Source organism: Nonomuraea sp. 3-1Str (genome assembly GCF_031570565.1).
In the GTDB taxonomy this organism is placed as follows: Bacteria; Actinomycetota; Actinomycetes; order Streptosporangiales; family Streptosporangiaceae; genus Nonomuraea.
Genome location: NZ_JALHBK010000007.1, coordinates 249,100 through 267,364, shown reverse-complemented (window position 1 = coordinate 267,364; position 18,265 = coordinate 249,100). Strand labels below are relative to the sequence as shown.

17 protein-coding genes are annotated in these 18,265 nt (G+C 71.0%); 6 read left to right on the top strand and 11 right to left on the bottom strand.

Going from position 1 to position 18,265, the window contains the following annotated elements; all coding sequences use genetic code 11:
• The first annotated feature begins 25 nt into the window (after positions 1 to 25).
• From MTP10_RS14805 to MTP10_RS14795, 3 genes are read left to right on the top strand one after another with little or no spacing between them, the layout of a single operon-like run.
• Positions 26 to 1,297 carry an MFS transporter gene (locus MTP10_RS14805; protein WP_310709730.1) on the top strand — a complete coding sequence of 424 codons (1,272 nt, stop codon included), beginning with the start codon at positions 26 to 28 and terminating at the stop codon, positions 1,295 to 1,297.
• Positions 1,294 to 2,316 (top strand): alpha/beta hydrolase, encoded by a 1,023-nt coding sequence (locus tag MTP10_RS14800; RefSeq protein ID WP_310709729.1) that lies wholly within the window; start codon positions 1,294 to 1,296, stop codon positions 2,314 to 2,316. Before MTP10_RS14805 ends, MTP10_RS14800 begins: the two co-directional genes overlap by 4 nt.
• Positions 2,316 to 3,512, top strand: coding sequence for a tannase/feruloyl esterase family alpha/beta hydrolase (locus tag MTP10_RS14795; RefSeq protein ID WP_310709728.1), 1,197 nt, complete (start codon positions 2,316 to 2,318; stop codon positions 3,510 to 3,512). Before MTP10_RS14800 ends, MTP10_RS14795 begins: the two co-directional genes overlap by 1 nt.
• A 5-nt stretch (positions 3,513 to 3,517) precedes the next feature.
• Here MTP10_RS14795 and MTP10_RS14790 read toward each other — a convergent pair whose 3' ends face one another.
• Entirely contained in the window at positions 3,518 to 5,515 is a 1,998-nt protein-coding gene (locus tag MTP10_RS14790) for a glycosyltransferase family 2 protein (protein ID WP_310709727.1), read from the bottom strand.
• A gap of 71 nt (positions 5,516 to 5,586) precedes the next feature.
• Positions 5,587 to 6,288 (bottom strand): lytic transglycosylase domain-containing protein, encoded by a 702-nt coding sequence (locus MTP10_RS14785; RefSeq protein ID WP_310709726.1) that lies wholly within the window; start codon positions 6,286 to 6,288, stop codon positions 5,587 to 5,589.
• A gap of 273 nt (positions 6,289 to 6,561) precedes the next feature.
• Between MTP10_RS14785 and MTP10_RS14780 the strand changes: the two genes are divergently transcribed.
• From MTP10_RS14780 to MTP10_RS14770, 3 genes are read left to right on the top strand one after another with little or no spacing between them, the layout of a single operon-like run.
• Positions 6,562 to 7,236 carry a response regulator transcription factor gene (locus MTP10_RS14780; protein WP_175603042.1) on the top strand — a complete coding sequence of 225 codons (675 nt, stop codon included), beginning with the start codon at positions 6,562 to 6,564 and terminating at the stop codon, positions 7,234 to 7,236.
• A complete protein-coding gene (locus MTP10_RS14775; RefSeq protein WP_310709725.1) occupies positions 7,233 to 8,669 on the top strand; it encodes a HAMP domain-containing sensor histidine kinase in 1,437 nt (478 codons plus the stop codon). Before MTP10_RS14780 ends, MTP10_RS14775 begins: the two co-directional genes overlap by 4 nt.
• Positions 8,666 to 9,229, top strand: a complete 564-nt coding sequence (locus MTP10_RS14770) for a hypothetical protein (protein WP_310709724.1) — start codon at positions 8,666 to 8,668, stop codon at positions 9,227 to 9,229. The genes MTP10_RS14775 and MTP10_RS14770 overlap by 4 nt, the downstream gene beginning before the upstream one ends.
• 15 nt (positions 9,230 to 9,244) lie before the next feature.
• Here MTP10_RS14770 and MTP10_RS14765 read toward each other — a convergent pair whose 3' ends face one another.
• The 9 genes from MTP10_RS14765 to MTP10_RS14725 form a co-directional block, all read right to left on the bottom strand.
• Complete coding sequence (locus tag MTP10_RS14765) at positions 9,245 to 10,564, bottom strand: PhoH family protein (RefSeq protein ID WP_310709723.1); 1,320 nt, start codon at positions 10,562 to 10,564, stop codon at positions 9,245 to 9,247.
• Positions 10,565 to 10,771: 207 nt separating this feature from the next.
• On the bottom strand, positions 10,772 to 11,533 hold the full coding sequence (locus MTP10_RS14760; protein ID WP_310709722.1) for an isoprenyl transferase: 762 nt from the start codon (positions 11,531 to 11,533) through the stop codon (positions 10,772 to 10,774).
• A 55-nt stretch (positions 11,534 to 11,588) separates the two neighbouring features.
• A complete protein-coding gene (locus MTP10_RS14755) occupies positions 11,589 to 12,110 on the bottom strand; it encodes a hypothetical protein (RefSeq protein ID WP_310709721.1) in 522 nt (173 codons plus the stop codon).
• 142 nt (positions 12,111 to 12,252) lie between these two features.
• Positions 12,253 to 13,080, bottom strand: coding sequence for an amidohydrolase family protein (locus MTP10_RS14750; RefSeq protein ID WP_310709720.1), 828 nt, complete (start codon positions 13,078 to 13,080; stop codon positions 12,253 to 12,255).
• A gap of 105 nt (positions 13,081 to 13,185) precedes the next feature.
• Complete coding sequence (locus tag MTP10_RS14745; RefSeq protein ID WP_310709719.1) at positions 13,186 to 14,979, bottom strand: phosphoenolpyruvate carboxykinase (GTP); 1,794 nt, start codon at positions 14,977 to 14,979, stop codon at positions 13,186 to 13,188.
• Between the two features lie 250 nt (positions 14,980 to 15,229).
• Complete coding sequence (locus MTP10_RS14740) at positions 15,230 to 15,751, bottom strand: hypothetical protein (protein WP_310709718.1); 522 nt, start codon at positions 15,749 to 15,751, stop codon at positions 15,230 to 15,232.
• A 68-nt stretch (positions 15,752 to 15,819) separates the two neighbouring features.
• Positions 15,820 to 16,968, bottom strand: coding sequence for a C40 family peptidase (locus tag MTP10_RS14735; RefSeq protein WP_310709717.1), 1,149 nt, complete (start codon positions 16,966 to 16,968; stop codon positions 15,820 to 15,822).
• A 200-nt stretch (positions 16,969 to 17,168) separates the two neighbouring features.
• Positions 17,169 to 17,669, bottom strand: a complete 501-nt coding sequence (greA, locus tag MTP10_RS14730) for a transcription elongation factor GreA (protein ID WP_049557273.1) — start codon at positions 17,667 to 17,669, stop codon at positions 17,169 to 17,171.
• 105 nt (positions 17,670 to 17,774) lie between these two features.
• Entirely contained in the window at positions 17,775 to 18,194 is a 420-nt protein-coding gene (locus MTP10_RS14725; RefSeq protein ID WP_310709716.1) for a DUF4307 domain-containing protein, read from the bottom strand.
• Positions 18,195 to 18,265: the final 71 nt, after the last annotated feature.

Below are 18,265 nucleotides of genomic sequence, written 5' to 3'. Positions count from 1 at the left end.
TCCCGTCACTCCCTAGCGTGACGGCATGGCCACTTCCATCAAAAGGGTCGTCGGCGCCAGCCTGATCGGCACCACCATCGAGTGGTACGACTTCTTCCTGTACGGCTCGGCAGCCGCCCTCGTGTTCAACAAGCTGTTCTTCCCCGAGGCCGATCCGCTGACCGGCACCCTCCTCGCGTTCCTCACCCTCGCCGTCGGATTCGTCGCCCGCCCCCTCGGCGGCCTGATCTTCGGCCACTACGGTGACCGGTTCGGCCGCAAGACCCTCCTGGTGGTCAGCCTGCTCATGATGGGCGCCGCCACGTTCCTCATCGGCTGCCTGCCCACGTACGCGACCGTCGGCGCCGCGGCGCCGGTGTTGCTCACGGTGCTGCGGCTGGTGCAGGGCTTCGCGCTCGGCGGCGAGTGGGGCGGCGCGGTCCTGATCGTCTCCGAGCACGGCGAGGCGAGCCGGCGCGGCTTCTGGGCCTCCTGGCCGCAGGCGGGCGCGCCCGGCGGCAACCTGCTCGCCACCGGCGTGCTGGCGATCCTCGCCGCCACGCAGTCGGACGCGGCGTTCCTGAGCTGGGGCTGGCGCGTGCCGTTCCTGCTGTCGGGCGTGCTGGTGCTGATCGGGCTGTGGATCAGGCTGTCGATCACCGAGTCCCCGGTGTTCCAGCAGGCCGAGCCGGAGGAGACGGCGCCGATCATCGGCGTGCTGCGCCACCACTGGCGCGACGTGCTCATCGCCATCGGCGCGCGGCTGGCGGAGAACATCTCGTTCTACCTGATCACGGTCTTCGTCATCACCTACGCCAAGAGCACCGGGATCGCCAACTCGACCGTGCTCAGCGCCGTGCTGATCGGCTCGGCGATCCACTTCGTCACGATCCCCATGTGGGGGGCCCTGTCGGACCGGCTCGGCCGCCGGCCGCTCTACATCGCCGGCGCCGCCGGGATCGGGCTGTGGATCTTCGCGTTCTTCCCGCTCATCGACACGGGCAACTTCCTGGCGATCACGCTGGCCGTCACCGTGGGCCTGATCTTCCACGGCATGATGTACGGCCCGCAGGCGGCGTTCTTCTCCGAGCTGTTCGGCACCCGGATGAGGTACACCGGGGTGTCGATCGGCGCGCAGCTCTCGGCGATCGTGGCCGGGGCGCTGGCCCCGCTCATCGCGGTCGCCCTGCTCAAGGACTTCGGCAGCTCCCTGCCGATCTCCGTGTACCTCGGCGCGGCGGCGGTGCTCACCCTGATCGCCGTCTTCGCCGCCCGCGAGACCCAGGGCCGCGACCTGGCCGAGAAGGTCCGCGCGTGAGCGCCTCCCCGGAGTTCACGTCCGTGAAGGTCACGACGCCGAGGCTCACCCAGCACGTCGTGACCGTCGAGGGCCGGGCCGGCGAGCCGGTCCTGTTCGTCCACGGCAACGTCTCCTCCTCCGCGTTCTGGCACACGAGCATGGCCGCGCTGCCGGACGGCTTCCGGCCGCTCGCGGTGGACCTGCGCGGCTTCGGCGACACCGACCCGGAGCCCGTGGACGCCACGCGCGGCCTGCGGGACTACTCCGACGACCTGCTGGAGCTGGTGGACGCGCTGGAGCTGCCCGCCGTCCACCTCGTCGGCTGGAGCCTCGGCGGCGGCGTCGTCCTCCAGGCGCTGCGCGACCGGCCCGCCGCCGTCCGGTCGGTCACGCTGGTCAACCCGATCTCCCCCTACGGGTTCGGCGGCACCGAGGGCCCTGACGGCACGCTGACCCATCCCGACGGCGCCGGGTCGGGGGCGGGGGCGGTCAACCAGGAGTTCGTGGCCCGGCTGCGGCGCGGCGACCTGTCGGACGAGGACCCCGCCTCGCCCCGCTCGGTGTTCCGCTCCGCGTACGTGGCGAGCCCGGTGGAGGACGAGGACCGGTACGTCGCCGCCATGCTCACCACCCGGGTCGGCGACGGCCACTACCCGGGCGACGCCGCCACCTCTCCCGCGTGGCCGGGCGTCGCCCCGGGCACCCGGGGGGTGCTCAACGCCGCGGCGCCCACCCGCTTCCGCCTGGACGACCTCCACGAGATCAGCCCGAAGCCGCCCATCCTGTGGATCCGCGGGGCCGACGACGTCATCGTCTCCGACACCTCGGTGTTCGACCTGGCCCACCTCGGCGCCATCGGCGTGGTGCCCGGCTCCCCCGGCACGCCGGCGCAGCCCATGGTCACCCAGACCCGGGCCGTTCTCGGCCGCTACGGCCCGTACCGCGAGGCGGTGCTGGACAAGTGCGGCCACAGCCCCCACCTGGAACGCCCCGACGACTTCCGGCGCCTGCTGGCCCGGCACCTCCAGGAGTCCTGATGCTCGCCCACTACCAGTTGGCCGCCGGGGCCCTCAGCCTCGTCGCGAGCCTGCTCAGCCCGGCGTCACCGGCCACCCAGGCGGCCGGGCGGGCCGGGACGCTCACCGTGCCGGGCGCCGAGCGGGCCGTCACGGCCACGCTCGACGACCTCACCACCGCCGGCACCACCCGCACCGGCCACACCGACCCCGCCGACTGGGCCGGCCTGCACTCGGCAGCCACCGTCAACCCCACCGGCGTCCCCGGCGTCCAGATCGACGGCTACTTCCCCGACACCTCCACCACCAACCCCACCCACGGTTGGAACCACGACGCCCAGTTCGTCATCAGGCTCCCCGAGCACTGGAACGGCGGCCTGGTCGTCACCGGCACCCCCGGCAACCGGGAGCAGTACGCCAACGACTTCACGATCTCCGACTGGGTGCTGTCCAAGGGGTACGCCTTCGCGGCCACCGACAAGGGCAACACCGGCCTGGAGTTCCACACCGACGGCCGCCGCCCCGGCGACGCCATCGCCGAGTGGAACGAGCGCGTCACCCAGCTCACGGTCGCCGCCAAGGCCGTCGCCGCCCAGCGCTACGGCAAGGCGCCGCGGCGCACGTACATGGCGGGCATCTCCAACGGCGGCTACCTGGTCAGGTGGCAGCTGGAGAACCGCGGGTGGCTCTACGACGGCGGCGTCGACTGGGAGGGCACGCTCTGGCGGGTCAAGGGCGACAACCTGCTGAACTTCCTGCCGGCGGCGCTGAAGGCGTACCCGGACGAGACCGGGGTGCGGGAGGCGGGCTTCGCGGCCGGCTCGGAGTTCCTGTGGCCGTTCCACCGGCAGTACTACTGGGAGCTCACCCAGCAGCTCTACCAGAAGGAGCTGGACCCGGCCTACGACGGCGCCCCGGCCGACTACGACTACGACGCGCGCCGGCCTTACGCGGCGCTCGCGAAGATCGCGCTCACCGGGCGGATCACCAAGCCGCTGATCACGCTGCACGGCACGCTCGACTCGCTGCTGCCCATCGAGCGCGACTCGGACGTGTACGCCCGGATGGTGGGCCCGCACCGGCCCTTCCGCTACCACCGGGTGGAGGGCGGCAACCACCTCGACAGCCTGGTGGACGTCTACCCGGACCGGCTCAGGCCGATGCTGCCGGTCTTCCGCGACGCCTTCGCCGAGCTGGAGGAGTGGACGGGCCGGTAGCGCCGTCAGTCCTTGAGGTAGCGGTGCCTGCCCGCGCGTGCCAGCCGTACGAGGTGGCGGGCGAAGGGCAGGCGCCGGCCGATCCGGTGCAGGGCCGTGTCGCGGCCGAGCGGCGAGCGGCGGGGCGGCGCCACGGCGGCGGTCGGGCGGACCATGACCGCGCCGCGCCGGATCTCCAGACCGAACCGGAGCCCGATCTCCTCCTCCGCGCCGCGCAGCGACGGCAGCCACCGGCCCGGCCCGAGCACGTCCGGCGGCGCGAACATCCGCCTGACCGGCAGCCTGGCCACGAGCTGGCCGGCGGTGCGCTCCGTCAAGCCCGGCTCGACGAGGGCGGGCGCGCTCACCTCACGCGTCCTGCGCCCGGTGCCGCGCAGCACCAGCTCCAGCGGCGGCCCGCCGCTCGGCGGCACGTACGGCACCGGCAGCACCACGTACAGGCTGCCCTCCTGCCGCCGGACGGTGACGCCCGGCGAGACCAGGGCGATGGACTCGGCGAACGAGCGCGGCTCGACGGCCAGGCCCAGCTCGCCCTCGTCGGTCCAGCAGGGCACCACCAGGCGCGTCTTGGGCCGCTCGGCCAGCACGCCGAGGCAGTTGAGCGGCCCCTCCGGGCGGCGTACCCGGGCCCTGGCCTGGTGCGCGCCGCCGTACATGCGGACGTGCACCTCCCACTGGCCGGACCTCAGCGGCCGCCCCATGGCGGCCTCGGTGGCGTCCACGCGGGCCTCGCCGACGATGCGCACGCGGGTGTGGCGGCGCCCCTCCTGGACGCGCTCGACCCGGTACGCGACCGGCAGGAAGTGGATGACGCCCGTCTCGGCGTGCCGGACGTAGACCTCGATGCGGGCCCGCTCGACCGCGGAGGTGACGTCGGTGACGCCGTCCGGGAGCAGCGAGGGATCGACCGAGCGGGGCGGGATCCAGTGCAGCCGGTCGCCGTCGGCGCGGAAGACGGTGGGCCGCCCGTCGCCGCCCAGCACCTCGACGGTCAGCGCGAGCACGAGCACGTGGCCGTCCCAGCGGACCTCGGTCAGGTCGGCGCCCAGCCCGGCGCGGCGGGTGGAGTTGGCCAGCAGGACGAGCTGGTCGAGCCGGCCGGAGCGCAGGAGCGCCGCCACGACGCGCAGGTGCACGGGCAGGTAGCGGTCCAGCCGCTCGGGGAAGCGCTCCAGCACCAGCTCCCTGAGGATGGTGAAGTGCATCCCCCGGTCGATGGAGGAGCCGGCGAACCTGCTGGTGAGGAACGGGCGCAGCGCGGTGGAGCGGAACCAGTAGGCGTACATGCGGTCGCGGTGGCGGCCCTCGCCGATGCAGGAGTCGATGTCGTCCAGCAGGTCGCGCAGCTCCGTCACGATCGTCCCCGGGTCCTCCTCGGGCTCGGGCCACTCGCCGAGGTGGCAGCAGACCTGCTCGGCGAGGATGGCGACGACCTTGGCGTTGAGGTAGGCCCGCACGGAGAACGCCTGCTCGGCGAGCTGGCCGCCCGGCGCGGCGAAGCCGAGGCCGTGCTGCTCCAGGAACGCCCGGCGGTAGAGCTTGTGCGGGGTGAGGAGGGAGAAGAGCCGGTCGCGCAGGATGTCGGCGCGGGCCCGGCTCTGCTGGAAGGCGCTCATGGGCGGCCCCGTGTCGCGGGCCAGCCGGCCGACCAGCACGTCGGCGTCCGTCTCCACGGCCCGCTCGTACATGCGTTCCAGCGCCTCGCGCTCCAGCCGGTCGCACTGGGACATCAGGTAGACGTACTCGCCCTTGGCCGCCGCGATGCCGACGTTGCGGCCCCGCATCGGGGAGCCGCTGTGCGGCAGGTGCAGGACGCGGACGTTGCGGCGCACCGCGGCGACCGTGTCGAGCCGCTCGGCGATCCCGTCGGCGGACCCGTCGTCCACGAAGATCACTTCGTAGTCGTCGGCCGGCAGCGACTGGCCCAGGACGGAGCGCAGGCACGGGTCGGCCGTGTCACCCGGGTTGTGGACATCGACGATCACACTGACCTTCACAGCCATGCGGTCAGCGTGCGCCCGCCCTCATGATCGGACCCGCAGGCTTGCCGATTGCTGAGGAAAAGGATGACCTGTCAGTACCAACCCGTGGACTGGGAGTGCCCCCACGCGCCGCACGGCGAGCCGTAGCGGCCCTTGATGTAGCCGAGGCCCCACTTGATCTGGGTGGCGGCGTTGGTCTGCCAGTCGCCGCCGGCCGAGGCCATCTTGCTGCCGGGCAGGGACTGCGGGATGCCGTACGCGCCGGAGTAGCGGTTCATCGCCCGCTCGTTCCAGCCGCTCTCCTTCTGCCAGAGCCGTTCGAGGCAGCCCCACTGGTCGGCGCCGAAGCCCGCACCGGCCAGCATGGTCCGCGCGATGGCCTTGTTGCTGCCCGGGGAGGGGGTGCTGCCGGGCGGGAAGTTGGCGGGCGGGAAGCCGCCGCCACCCGGGGCCTTCTTCTTGACCTCGACCCAGTCGAAGCCGGACGGCTTGCCGGCGCGCCCGTCCTTCAGCTTGTCGGCCCGGTAGGCCTGGACGGCGGCCTCCTTGAGCGCGTCGGTCTTGGGGTCGGACCCGCCGAAGTCGCCACTGGCGATGTTGCCCATGTCGGTCAGCGACAAGGGGGTGCGGGGCGCGTCGGCGTTCTGGACGGCGCGGTAGGCGACGAAGCCGCCGCCGCCGACGACGATCACGACCGCCAGGCCGACGCCGAGCACCCGCTTGGGGGTCAGCCTCGAGGAACGGGCCGGTCGGCGTGCCGAGCGGGGGGTTTCGGGAGCGCGACGCTCACTCAACTGCGGTCCTGGGCTCACGAGCAATGAGCTTGCCCTGTCCTGGGGGGTGGTCCGCAACCGAAACGGGACATTCGGCAGGACAACTCTGGTCCCACCAGCCACTTGGCGTGCCGTTTCCCGCACGGTGTGATTTTCATCACACGTTACCGTGGCTTTCCGATGAGCAGAGGCGGCCTATAGGCTGACGGGCGTTTTTTGTGGTCGTGTGCGTGACATGTCACAGTTCTATGACGCACGTCAGATGCATCCCATATCTGGACGAATAATGTGCAGGTGGCCGGCATCCTCCTCATCGAAGACGACGCCTCCGTGCGCACAGCCCTGGAGCTGGCACTGACGCGGCAGGGACACTCCGTCACCTCCTACGCCACCGGCGAGGAGGGCCTGGACCACATCCGGTCGCGCCGGCCCGAGATCGCCATCCTCGACGTCATGCTCCCCGGCATCGACGGGGTCGAGGTGTGCCGCCGCATCCGCCGGCTCGACCAGCTCCCCGTGATCCTGCTCACCGCCCGCGGCGACGACCTCGACATCGTGGTCGGCCTGGAGGCCGGGGCCGACGATTACGTGGTCAAGCCCGTCGAGCCGCGCGTGCTCGACGCCCGCATCCGCGCCATCCTGCGCCGCGCCGAGTCGGCGGCCTCGGACCGCATCACCTTCGGCGACCTCGTGATCGACCGGGGCGCGCTGAAGGTCACGCTGGCCGGCAAGGAGATCCACCTGACCCCGACCGAGCTGCGGCTGCTGCTGGAGCTGGTGCGCCACCCCGGCCAGGTGCTCAACCGGCGCTACCTCCTGCGGGAGGTCTGGGACCACACGCACGTCGCCGACTCCCGCCTGGTGGACGCCTGCGTCCAGCGGGTACGCGCGAAGATCGAGCCGAAGCCGGCCGAGCCGGTGTTCATCCACACCGTGCGCGGGTTCGGCTACCGGTTCAGCCCTCCATGATCAGGAACCGTCTCGGACGGCTGATCAGACTGCCCATCGGCCTGCGCGCGCGGCTCGTCATCACCTTCACCCTGGTCGCCGTCACCGCCTCGGTGCTCGTCGCGACCATCGGCTTCGAGCTGGCCAAGACCGCGCTGGTCGAGCGGGCCGAGGACACCGCCGTGGACGTGGTCAGCCGCGAGCTCGACCGCATCACCTTCCCGATCGGCAGACTGCGGCAGGGTGAGGCGTCGCCCACCGCGCAGAACCTGGAGCAGCTCGGCCAGGCGCTCGACGGCCCCGGACGCAGCGTCGTCGTCGAGTACCGCGACCTGCTCTACGCCGACGGCCCGCTGACCATGGACGACGTGCCCAACGAGCTGTACGGCCGGGCCAAGCAGAACGTCGTCACCCAGCTCAGGGTGATTCGCAACGAGCTGTGGCTCGTCGTCGGCTCCGAGGTCTACCGGCGCGCCGGCTCCACCGCCGAGCCGACCGGGCTGCGTACCTTCGTCTTCTTCCCGCTGCGTGACGAGCAGAGCCAGCTCGCGGCGCTGCGCGGCAAGCTCACCCAGGGCGGCGCCAGCATCGTCGCGATCGCCCTCGTCGTGGCCCTGCTGTCGGCCCGGCAGGTGCTGCTCCCGGTCCGGCGGCTGAGCGCGGCGGCCCAGGCGCTCGGACAGGGCCGGCTCGACACCCGCCTGCCGGTCCACGGGCAGGACGAGCTGGCCGAGCTGACCTCCCGCTTCAACGACGCGGCGGCGGCGCTGGAGCTGAGCGTGTCGGAGCTGCGGGCGCTGGAGGCCATGTCGCGCCGGTTCGTCGCGGACGTCTCCCACGAGCTGCGCACGCCGCTGACCGCGATGACGGCCGTGGCGGACGTGCTCAACGACGAGGCGGAGCGGCTCCCGGAGGACACGGCACAGGCCGTCCGGCTCGTGCTCAGGGAGATCGAGCGGCTGCGCGAGCTGATCGAGCACCTCATCGAGATCAGCCGGTTCGACGCGGGCACGGCCACGCTCAACCTGGAGCCGGTTAACGTGTCCGACGCCGTCCAGGGCTGCCTGGAGGTGCGCGGCTGGGACGAGGACGTGCAGGTGAGCGTACCGCCTGGCCTGACGGTCAACCTGGACCCGCGCAGGTTCGACATCATCGTGGCCAACCTGGTCGGCAACGCGCTCAAGCACGGCCGGGCGCCGGTGCTGGTGAGCGCCCGGGGCACGGAGAACGGCCTGGAGGTGAAGGTGCGCGACCACGGCAAGGGCATCCCGCCCGAGGCACTGCCCCATGTCTTCGACCGGTTCTTCAAGGCGGGCGCCGGGCGGACCCGCAGCCAGGGCAGCGGCCTCGGCCTGTCCATCGCGCGGGCCAACGCGCAGCTCCACGGCGGCACGATCTCCGTGCGCCCGCAGTCGCCGGGCACGCTCTTCACGGTCTGGCTGCCGCGCGCATGAGGGGCCGCACGGCACGGACGACCCCTGGCCGGGGCCTGCTGCGCCCACGCGGCGCACGGGGCGCCCTGGCGCTCCTCACGGGCGCCCTGCTGGTGCCCGTGTCCGCCTGCGGCATCTCGCCGACCGACGTGCGGGAGGTGGCCGGGCCGCCGACGGTCGCGGTGCCTCCGCCGTCCAAGACCATCTACCTGATCAAGGGCGGCAAGCTGACGCTGGAGCCGGCCGACGTCGAGTCGGACACCGTCGAGAGCCTCCTGACGGCCCTGTTCGCGGCCTCCACGCAGCCGCTCGGCGGCCGTGACACGGCGCTGCGCGGGTTCACCCTGGAGGGCATCGAGGACTCCCTCAACCCGATCCGGCGCGACGAGGTCAAGCTGCCCCGCACCTCGACGCTCACCGTGATCGTCAAGGGCGAGGGCACCCTGTCGCGGCCCGCCAAGGCCCAGATCGTGTGCACGGCCCAGCAGGACGCCGCGTTCGAGCAGGTCAAAATCGTCCACAGGTACGAGAACCGCCCCTCCAAGGTGGAGGGGCGGTTCATCTGCGGCGACCTGAAGTGACCCGCCTGAGGCGACCTAGAGGTTGATGTCCTCCAGCATCTCCGTCACCAGGGCGGCGATCGGCGAGCGCTCCGACCGCGTCAGCGTCACGTGGGCGAACAGCGGGTGGCCCTTGAGCTTCTCCACCACGGCCACGACACCGTCGTGCCGGCCGACGCGCAGGTTGTCGCGCTGGGCGATGTCGTGGGTGAGCACCACGCGGGAGTTGGCGCCGATGCGGCTGAGCACCGTCAGCAGCACCCCGCGCTCCAGCGACTGGGCCTCGTCCACGATCACGAACGCGTCGTGCAGGGACCGGCCGCGGATGTGGGTGAGCGGCAGCACCTCCAGCATCCCGCGGTCGTGCACCTCCTCGATCACCTCCGGCGAGGTGATCGCGCCCAGGGTGTCGTAGACCGCCTGGCCCCACGGGCCCATCTTCTCGCCCTCGGTGCCGGGCAGGTAGCCGAGCTCCTGGCCGCCCACCGCGTAGATCGGCCGGAAGACGATCACCTTGCGGTGCTGGCGGCGCTCCAGGACGGCCTCCAGGCCCGCGCAGAGCGCCAGCGCGGACTTGCCGGTGCCGGCCCGGCCGCCGAGCGACACGATGCCGATCTCCGGGTCCATCAGCAGGTCGAGCGCGATCCGCTGCTCGGCCGAGCGGCCGTGCAGGCCGAACACCTCGCGGTCGCCGCGCACCAGCCGTACCGACTTGTCGGGCAGCACCCGGCCGAGCGCCGAGCCCTTGTTCGACAGCAGCCGCAGGCCCGTGTGGGCGGGCAGTTCCCTGGCCTCCTCCACCTCGGCCGAGCCCTGGTCGAAGAGGGTCTGAACGTCCTCGTCGGTCACCTGGATCTCGGCCATCCCGGTCCAGCCCGACTCGACGACCAGCTCGGCGCGGTACTCCTCCGCGGCCAGGCCGATCGAGGCCGCCTTGACCCGCATGGGCAGATCCTTGGACACCAGCACGACGTCACAGCCCTCGGCGGCCAGCGCGCGGGCCACCGTGAGGATGCGGGTGTCGTTGTCGCCCAGGCGGAAGCCCACGGGCAGGATGGACGGGTCGCTGTGGTTGAGCTCCACCCTGATGGTGCCGTCCCCCGCCGGCATCGGCTCGTCCAACCGGCCGTGTCTGACGCGCAGGTCGTCGAGGTAGCGCAGGGCCTTGCGCGCGAAGTAGCCCAGCTCGGGATGGTGCCGCTTCCCCTCCAGCTCCGTGATGACCACGATCGGGAGGACGACCTCATGCTCGGCGAAGCGGGTCATCGCCGCCGGGTCGGCGAGGAGCACCGAGGTGTCCAGCACGTACGTGCGCTTGCCGGACTGGGTGGACGGGTTGCTCGAGGACACTGCCACACGTTCTCCCCCGGGCGCCCCTGGCGGGGGGCACCCTGCAGACGAGGTGGGAATCGGACCGGACCCGTGTCCTCGGCCGCGACGTGCCGGCGACGCCGAATTCCGGCCCCCTCGGCAAGTCTTGGCGCAAGGATGGGGCCCTCTCCGGAGTGTCCGGTCTGTGACCGGACACTTCCAACGTTACGTCTTGGATACCCAGATGTCGGGTCAGGAACCGTAACGCCGGTGCCTCGCGGCGTAGTCGCGCAGCGCCCGCAGGAAGTCGACCCTGCGGAAGTCAGGCCAGTAAGCCTCGTGGAAGTAGAACTCGGAGTGAGCGCTCTGCCAGAGCATGAAGCCGGACAGCCGCTGCTCGCCCGAGGTCCGGATGAGAAGGTCCGGGTCGGGCTGGCCGCGAGTGTAGAGATGCTCCGCGATGTGCTCCACATCGAGTACCTCGACGAGGTCCTCGATGCTGGCCCCCTTGCTGGCTTGCTCCTGGAGGAGTGAGCGCACCGCATCGGCAATCTCACGTCTTCCTCCATACCCAACTGCAACGTTCACAATCAGGCCAGGACGGTGCGATGTCGCTTCTTTCGCGTTTTTTAGGACATTGGCGGTCCTGTCGGGGAGCAGATCGAGCGCCCCGACCGGGCTGATCCGCCAGCCCTGCTCCACGAGCTCCTGCGTGACGTCCTCGATGATCCGCAGGAGCGGCTCCAGCTCCTCGCTGGGCCGGTTGAGGTTGTCGTTGGACAGCATCCACACCGTGACCACCTCGACGCCGGACTCCCGACACCAGGTGAGCAGCTCGGAGATCTTGTCCGCACCCTTGCGGTGGCCCCTGGAGACGTCGCGCATGCCCATGGCGCGTGCCCAGCGGCGGTTGCCGTCGATGATGACCCCGACATGCCGGGGACCGCTGTCCTTGGACAGCTTGGCCTCCAACCGGCGTTCGTACAGCCGGTAGACCAGGTCGCGCAGGCCCACGGAGTCCCTCCCCAGCGGTGCTGTGCCTTCGGTCGAATGACCTAACAGGCAATTATCACCGTGTTTCGCCCGTGCCTGCTCCCTCATTGGGATTCCTGTTGAGATCTTCGGCCGAACGGCGGGGCGTCCGCCGTCTCGGCACGGTCGTGGCGAGACAGCCGTCGGCCTCGGCGACGAGCGCGTGCACGAAGCCGGCGAGCTCCGCCGAGGTCAGCACGGCACGCATGCCGACGCCCCCCGTGCCCCACGCCTCGACGAAGGCGCGGCGCGTCAGCCGCCATCGCCCCGGCCGGCCACGCCCGGGCACCCACAGCGGGATCGTGCGGAGCTGGCAGCGCAGCTCGCCTCCTCCCACCACGGCTGACCTCGTACGATACCGGAACACGAACAGCTCGCTGTCCGGATCCTCGTCGGGGAAGCGGTCATCGGGGTCCGGCCACCGCCCGGCCGCCCCCCTCCCCGCGCGGGCCTCGTCCACGCCGTGCGCCAGCCGTCGCAGCAGCCAGCCGCACCGCTCCCCCACGACGCCGTACGGCGTGCCGTCGCGCGACAGCTCCAGGGTGACCTCGTAGGGCATGCCGACGCTGTCCGTGCACGCGACGGGCGTGACGGTAAGGAAAGATCCATCGACGCAGCGTAGTCCCCCCACATCCGCAGCTTTTCCACCCCAAAGCTCCCTAAACCCAAGAAAACACCCAGCCATAATGCCGGTGGGAAGATCACTCGAATGCGTAAAAACGCCGCGCTGTTTCCCCCAGGACGAGCTCCCGGTCCGTGCCTCCCAGCAGGGACGACGTCACCTGCCAGACCGTCCCGTAGTCGGCGGCGAGCAGCGCCACCGGCCAGTCGCTGCCGGCCATCAGCCGCTCGGGGCCGAAAGCCCGCACCGCGTGGTCCACGTACGGCCGCAAGTCCTCCACGGTCCAGCTCTCGTGGTCGGCCTCGGTGACGAGCCCGGACACCTTGGCGTACACGTTGGGCAGCGCCGCCGCCCGCGTGATCTGGGACGCCCACGGCTCCCAGAGGTGCTCCCTGACGCGCGGCTTGGACAGGTGGTCCACGACGACGCGCAACGTGGGATGGCGCTCGGCCAGCGTGACCACGTGGTCGAGGTGCCGGGGCAGCTGGGAGACCACGTCGAAGGTCAGCCCCGCCTCCGCCAGCAGCCCGAGCGACTCCAGCACGGTCTCCTGGACCACCCAGTCGGGGTCCGGCTCGTCGTGGATGAGGTGCCGAACTCCGCGAAACTTCGGATGTCTGGCATAGCGCTCGATGGCCTCGGCGGTCTCGTCCGGCCGGGTCAGCGGCACCCAGCCGACCACCGCGGCGACGAAGTCGTGGGCGTCGGCCAGCGCCAGCAGGGCGTCGGTCTCCTCGTACGAGTCGGCCGCCTGCACCAGCACGGTGGCGTCCACCCCGGCCGCGGCCAGTTCGGGCGCCAGGTCCGCCGGCCGGTACGTGCGGTACAACACGCCGTGCTCCGGCGTCAGCCACGGGTAGGAGCCGATCCCAAGGTCCCAGAAGTGCTGGTGCGCGTCCACGATCACGCCCCAGAACCTAGGATGTCTCGCCCCGTCCGGCAAGGGGCCGCACGATCACGCGGCCGGCCCGTCGCCGTTGACGGGCCGGCCGCGAGGCACCTGTGGGCGGCGTTACGACAGGCGGTCCAGCAGCGCGTTGTACTGGTCCCACAGCTCCTTCGGCAGGTGCTCGCCGAAGGTGTCGAAGTGGGCGCGGATCTGGGCGGCCTCGTCCCGCCACACCTCCGGCTCGACCGAGAGCAGCATGCGCAGGTCCTCCTCGGACAGGTCGAGGCCCTCGGTGTCGAGCGTCTCGGGGACCAGGCCGATCGGCGTGGACACGGCCCCGGCCTCGCCGTTGAGGCGCTCCACGATCCACTTGAGCACGCGGCTGTTCTCGCCGAAGCCCGGCCAGACGAACCGGCCGCCGGCGTCCTTGCGGAACCAGTTGACGTAGTAGATGCGCGGCAGCCGCGCGCCCTCGCGCCGGCCGATCTCCAGCCAGTGGCCGAAGTAGTCGCCCATGTTGTAGCCGCAGAACGGCAGCATCGCGAACGGGTCGTAGCGCAGCTCGCCGACCTTGCCCTCGGCCGCGGCGGTCTTCTCGGAGGCGACGTTGGCTCCGAGGAAGACGCCGTGCTCCCAGCTCAGCGACTCGGTCACGAGCGGCACCGCGGTGGCGCGGCGCCCGCCGAACAGGATCGCCGAGATGGGGACGCCCTCGGGGTCCTGCCACTCGCGCGCGATGGTCGGGCACTGGGCGGCGGGCGTGGTGAACCGGGCGTTCGGGTGGGCGGCGGGCTCGTCGCTGTCCGGCATCCAGGAGCGGCCCTTCCAGTCGGTGAGGTGCGCCGGGGGCTCGTCGGTGAGGCCCTCCCACCACACGTCGCCGTCGTCGGTGAGGGCGACGTTGGTGAAGATGCTGTTGCCCCAGAGCGTCCTGACCGCGTTGGCGTTGGTGACCTCGCCGGTGCCGGGCGCCACGCCGAAGAAGCCGGCCTCCGGGTTGATCGCGCGCAGCGTGCCGTCCTTGCCGAACCGCATCCACGCGATGTCGTCGCCGACGGTCTCCACCTTCCAGCCGGGGATCGTGGGCTGGAGCATGGCGAGGTTGGTCTTGCCGCAGGCGCTCGGGAACGCGGCGGCGATGTAGCGCGCCTCGCCGGCGGGCGGCGTGAGCTTGAGGATGAGCATGTGCTCGGCCATCCAGCCCTCGTCGCGGGCCATGGTGCTGGCGATGCGCAGGGCGTAGCACTTCTTGCCGAGCAGCGCGTTGCCGCCGTAGCCGGAGCCGTACGACCAGATCTCGCGGGTCTCGGGGAAGTGGCTGATGTACTTGGTGGAGTTGCACGGCCAGGGCACGTCCTCCTGGCCCGGCTCCAGCGGCGCGCCGACACTGTGGACGCAGCGCACGAACTCGTCGCGCTCCTCGATGAGCCGGAGCGCCCTCTCGCCCATCCGGGTCATGATCCGCATCGAGACGGCGACGTACGGGGAGTCGGTGATCTCCACGCCGAGCTGCGAGATCTCGCCGCCGAGCGGGCCCATGCAGAAGGGCACCACGTACATGGTCCGGCCGCGCATGCAGCCCTTGAAGAGCTCGCCGAAGGTGGCGCGCATCTCCGCGGGCGCGACCCAGTTGTTCGTCGGCCCGGCGTCCTCCTCGCGCTCCGAGCAGATGAACGTGCGGTCCTCCACCCGCGCGACGTCGCTCGGGTCCGACGTGGCGTGGAAGCTGTTGGGCCGCTTGGCCAGGCGGGTGAACGTGCCCTGCTCGACCAGCAGGTTGGTCAGGCGGGTCCATTCCGCCTCCGAGCCGTCGCACCACTCGATCCGGTCGGGCTGGGTCAGGGCGGCCACCTCGTTCACCCAGGCGGCCAATTCGGCATTGCTCGTCGGGGCGGATACATCGATGGAAAGCGACACGGCTACGGCTCCTCCAGAGTCTTCAGGGCCCAGTCATCATTAACGACGAAGCCACGTGAAAGCCAATTGGCATAGACCTGTTCACGTGAGCGTCGCCGCAGGCAGGGGCCTTGACGATTCGGGGAGCCTACCCAGCGGGAACCGTTTTAAAAGAATGGCCGCAGGCACTTCAACCGGCTTCCGGAGCATGGTCTAAACCAATTTCCGGAGTGGTATAAACCATTTCCCGTCTCTTTTTCGCTGCGTGGTCTCAGGATTCGACGTCGGGCCCGGAGGAGCGGACGCGGTCGACGTGGCGCAGGGCGTCCCTGAGATCGGCCAGCCAGGTGTCGGTGTGCTTGCCGACCAGGCGCACGCACCAGGCGAGCGCGTCGCTGCGACTGCGGGCCACGCCGGCGGCCACGAGCGTGTCGAGAACCTGGCGCTCCGACTGCCGGAGCCTGGTCATCACCGGCACGGACAGAGTGGTGAACATCACAGTCTCCCCGCCACAGGAGACGCCCCAGGAGATCTTCTGGCGGAACCTGCGCTCGGCCTCGCGGGCGATCTCGACGCGGCGCTCCCGGGTCTCCTCCCTGAACCGCCGGACGAGCCCGTCGACCAGCGCCGCGCGCTCCTCCTCGGGCACGTCGCCGGACGGCTCGGGCAGCGTGCCGATCACCGCGATCTCCTCGCGGTCGCGGAAGACCTCGGGAGCGCCGGCGAACCAGCCCTCCGGCAGGCGGCCGGTGAACCACGCGCGTACCTGTGCTGTGCTTTCTCCGCTTTCCATGTAATCAGAATTACACCATTGCTCGGCAGACGCACGCACTGGAGGGTATGGAGCTGATGACCGTACGGTTACCTGACCCTGCCGGCCAGGACAGGACTGACGCGCACGACCCCGGCGAGGTTGCGGGTGTGCACCGGACTGATCTTCACCACGTCACCCGTGCGCGGGGCCTGGATCATCTTGCCGTTGCCCCAGTAGATGGCCACGTGCGAGATGTAGCCGGGGTTGGTCGGGTCGCTGCGCCAGAAGATGAGGTCGCCCGGCTGCGCCTGCGAGAGCGGCACCTGGGGGCCCGTCACCCACTGCTGGTGCGTCACGCGCGGCATCCTGACGCCCGCCTGCGCGTAGGCCCACTGCACCAGGCCCGAGCAGTCGAACGTGTCGGGACCCTCGGCCCCCCACACGTACGGCCGGCCGAGCTTGGAGGCCGCCGCCCGCAGCGCCACCGTGATCTGGTCGACCGACATGAACGCGCCGGCCGCCCACACCTTCGCCTGCTTCTTGGCCGGGGGCAGCACCGGGTTGACCATGGCCACCTGCGTGCCCTTCGGCAGCACCTTGAGCAGGGCGTCGCGCAGCTTCGCGGAGTTGGTCCTGGGAGCGCTGACGATCAGCGCGTTGTCGCGGGGCAGGCCGAGCGCCCGTCCCGTCCGCTTGGAGACGACGGCGTCCACCGCGCCGAAGCCCGTCGTCGCGTAGGCGCCGATGCGCAGCGGGCCCGCCGGGCCGCTCACACGGCTGTGCAGCGACAGGCCGCCGTCGTTGCCGAGCACGAACGAGACCGCCACATCGCCCGACGCCACGTTCTTCCACAGGGCGTCGGAGGCCGCCGTCACCTTCGGCGTGTAGGAGCGGAACGTCGAGGGGTCGACGGCGAGGGTCTGCACGCGCTTGCCGTCGAGCGTGATGGACGCCGCGTCGGCCAGCTCCAGTGCCCGCACGCCGGATAACCGCGCCACCTTCTCCAGCAGCTTCGTGGTGAACGGCTTGCGGGTGACGACGAACAGGTTGGGCTTGTGCAGCGTGCCCAGCGGCCTGACCTCGGGGGCCGGGCCGGACTCGGCGACCAGCGTCTCCCCGGGCGAGGGCCGGGCCTGCGCGGGCGCCGTCGCCGCCGCCTGCCCCTGCCGCACGGGCTGCCGCCGCCCCCCGGGCTGGACCAGGAGCAGCACGTCGGCGGTCAGCACCGCGACCAGCGCCACCACGATGAACGGCACCAGCCGCGCGTGGTCACGCCGGACACGGGGCGGACGCCCGTACGGGCCGTGCGGCCCGTACGGGTGGTGAGGACCTCCAGGCGCCTCGGAGCGCAGCAGGTAGCTCAGGTCCTGGCGGATGGCCGAGCCGCGGCGCAGCCCCAGGGCAGCGGAAGGCTCCGCCGGGCCGTCGTGGGCCCGGCGGTGCGTCTCTCCGGGAGTCAGTTGCCGATGTACGGCACGGCCTCGAGGATCTCGACCGTGTTCTGACGGCCGTTGGGCATGCTGTAGGTCGCCTTCTCGCCGATCTTCTTGCCGTTGATCGCCGCTCCCAGCGGGGACTTGGGCGAGTACACGTCGATGGGCGCGCCGCTCTCCTCGCGGGAGGCGAGCAGGAAGGTCACCTCGTCGTCGTCGCCGACGAACCGGATCGTCACGGTCATGCCGGGGCCCACGACGCCCTCGGTCTTCGGAGCCTCCCCGACCTGCGCACTGTCCAGGATCTGGCGGAGGTGGAAGATGCGGGCCTCCATCTTGCCCTGCTCGTCCTTGGCGGCGTGGTAACCGCCGTTCTCCTTCAGATCACCCTCTTCGCGGGCGGCCTCGATCTTCTTGGCGATGTCGACGCGCCCTGGGCCCGAGAGATATTCGTACTCCGCCTTCAGGCGGTCGTACGCCTCCTGCGTCAGCCATGTGACGTTCTCATCGCGAGAGTCGGCCACGGGTTCTCCTTGCTTGCCTAGGGGCCCTGGAACTCTGGGGACGCCCGTGCGGTCGAATTGCGAAAGGCTAACAAGCCCGGCCGCACCAACGCTTCCCCAAACGTCTTATTCTATGAGATTGCAGTACTGGATGTGGACCGAAGCGGCCTCAGCGCTGGTCTCCAGCCGCTCCTTGAGCTGCTTAGTACCCTCTCCCGGCCCGATTCTTACGTCCTTGGTGCCCACCTCGCCATGCTTGGCGTCCAGGGCTCTGATCTGGCAGACGGCCGCGCGATCGGCCGGCTTGTCGAGGGTGAAGACGATCTCGGCCTGGCTCGGCTGCACCGTGAACGACACGACCTGCGCCACGGCGCCGGACGAGCTGCCGGTCATCGACCACATCACGTAGCCCCATCCGCCCGCGATGATGGCCACCAGCACGCCGATCACGACGTGCACGACGAGACGGCCCCCTCGTTTGGGACGGTCCGGGTAGTCGTCGGGTGTGCCGAGAACAGGCCCGTTCCCGACATCTCTGGTGGCCATGGCGGAATCTCCCTGCACTCCTTCAGCGTTATCCGAGACAATTGTCGCCCGCGGGGGCCACGCCCTCGCGA

Bases quoted from the DNA above. Each gene is read 5' to 3' on its own strand.
- MTP10_RS14725 (WP_310709716.1), bottom strand. From the start codon at position 18,194: ATGGCCACCAGAGATGTCGGGAACGGGCCTGTTCTCGGCACACCCGAC.
- MTP10_RS14775 (WP_310709725.1), top strand. From the start codon at position 7,233: ATGATCAGGAACCGTCTCGGACGGCTGATCAGACTGCCCATCGGCCTG.
- MTP10_RS14790 (WP_310709727.1), bottom strand. From the start codon at position 5,515: ATGGCTGTGAAGGTCAGTGTGATCGTCGATGTCCACAACCCGGGTGAC.
- MTP10_RS14740 (WP_310709718.1), bottom strand. From the start codon at position 15,751: ATGGAAAGCGGAGAAAGCACAGCACAGGTACGCGCGTGGTTCACCGGC.
- MTP10_RS14755 (WP_310709721.1), bottom strand. From the start codon at position 12,110: ATGCCCTACGAGGTCACCCTGGAGCTGTCGCGCGACGGCACGCCGTAC.
- MTP10_RS14770 (WP_310709724.1), top strand. From the start codon at position 8,666: ATGAGGGGCCGCACGGCACGGACGACCCCTGGCCGGGGCCTGCTGCGC.
- MTP10_RS14795 (WP_310709728.1), top strand. From the start codon at position 2,316: ATGCTCGCCCACTACCAGTTGGCCGCCGGGGCCCTCAGCCTCGTCGCG.
- MTP10_RS14805 (WP_310709730.1), top strand. From the start codon at position 26: ATGGCCACTTCCATCAAAAGGGTCGTCGGCGCCAGCCTGATCGGCACC.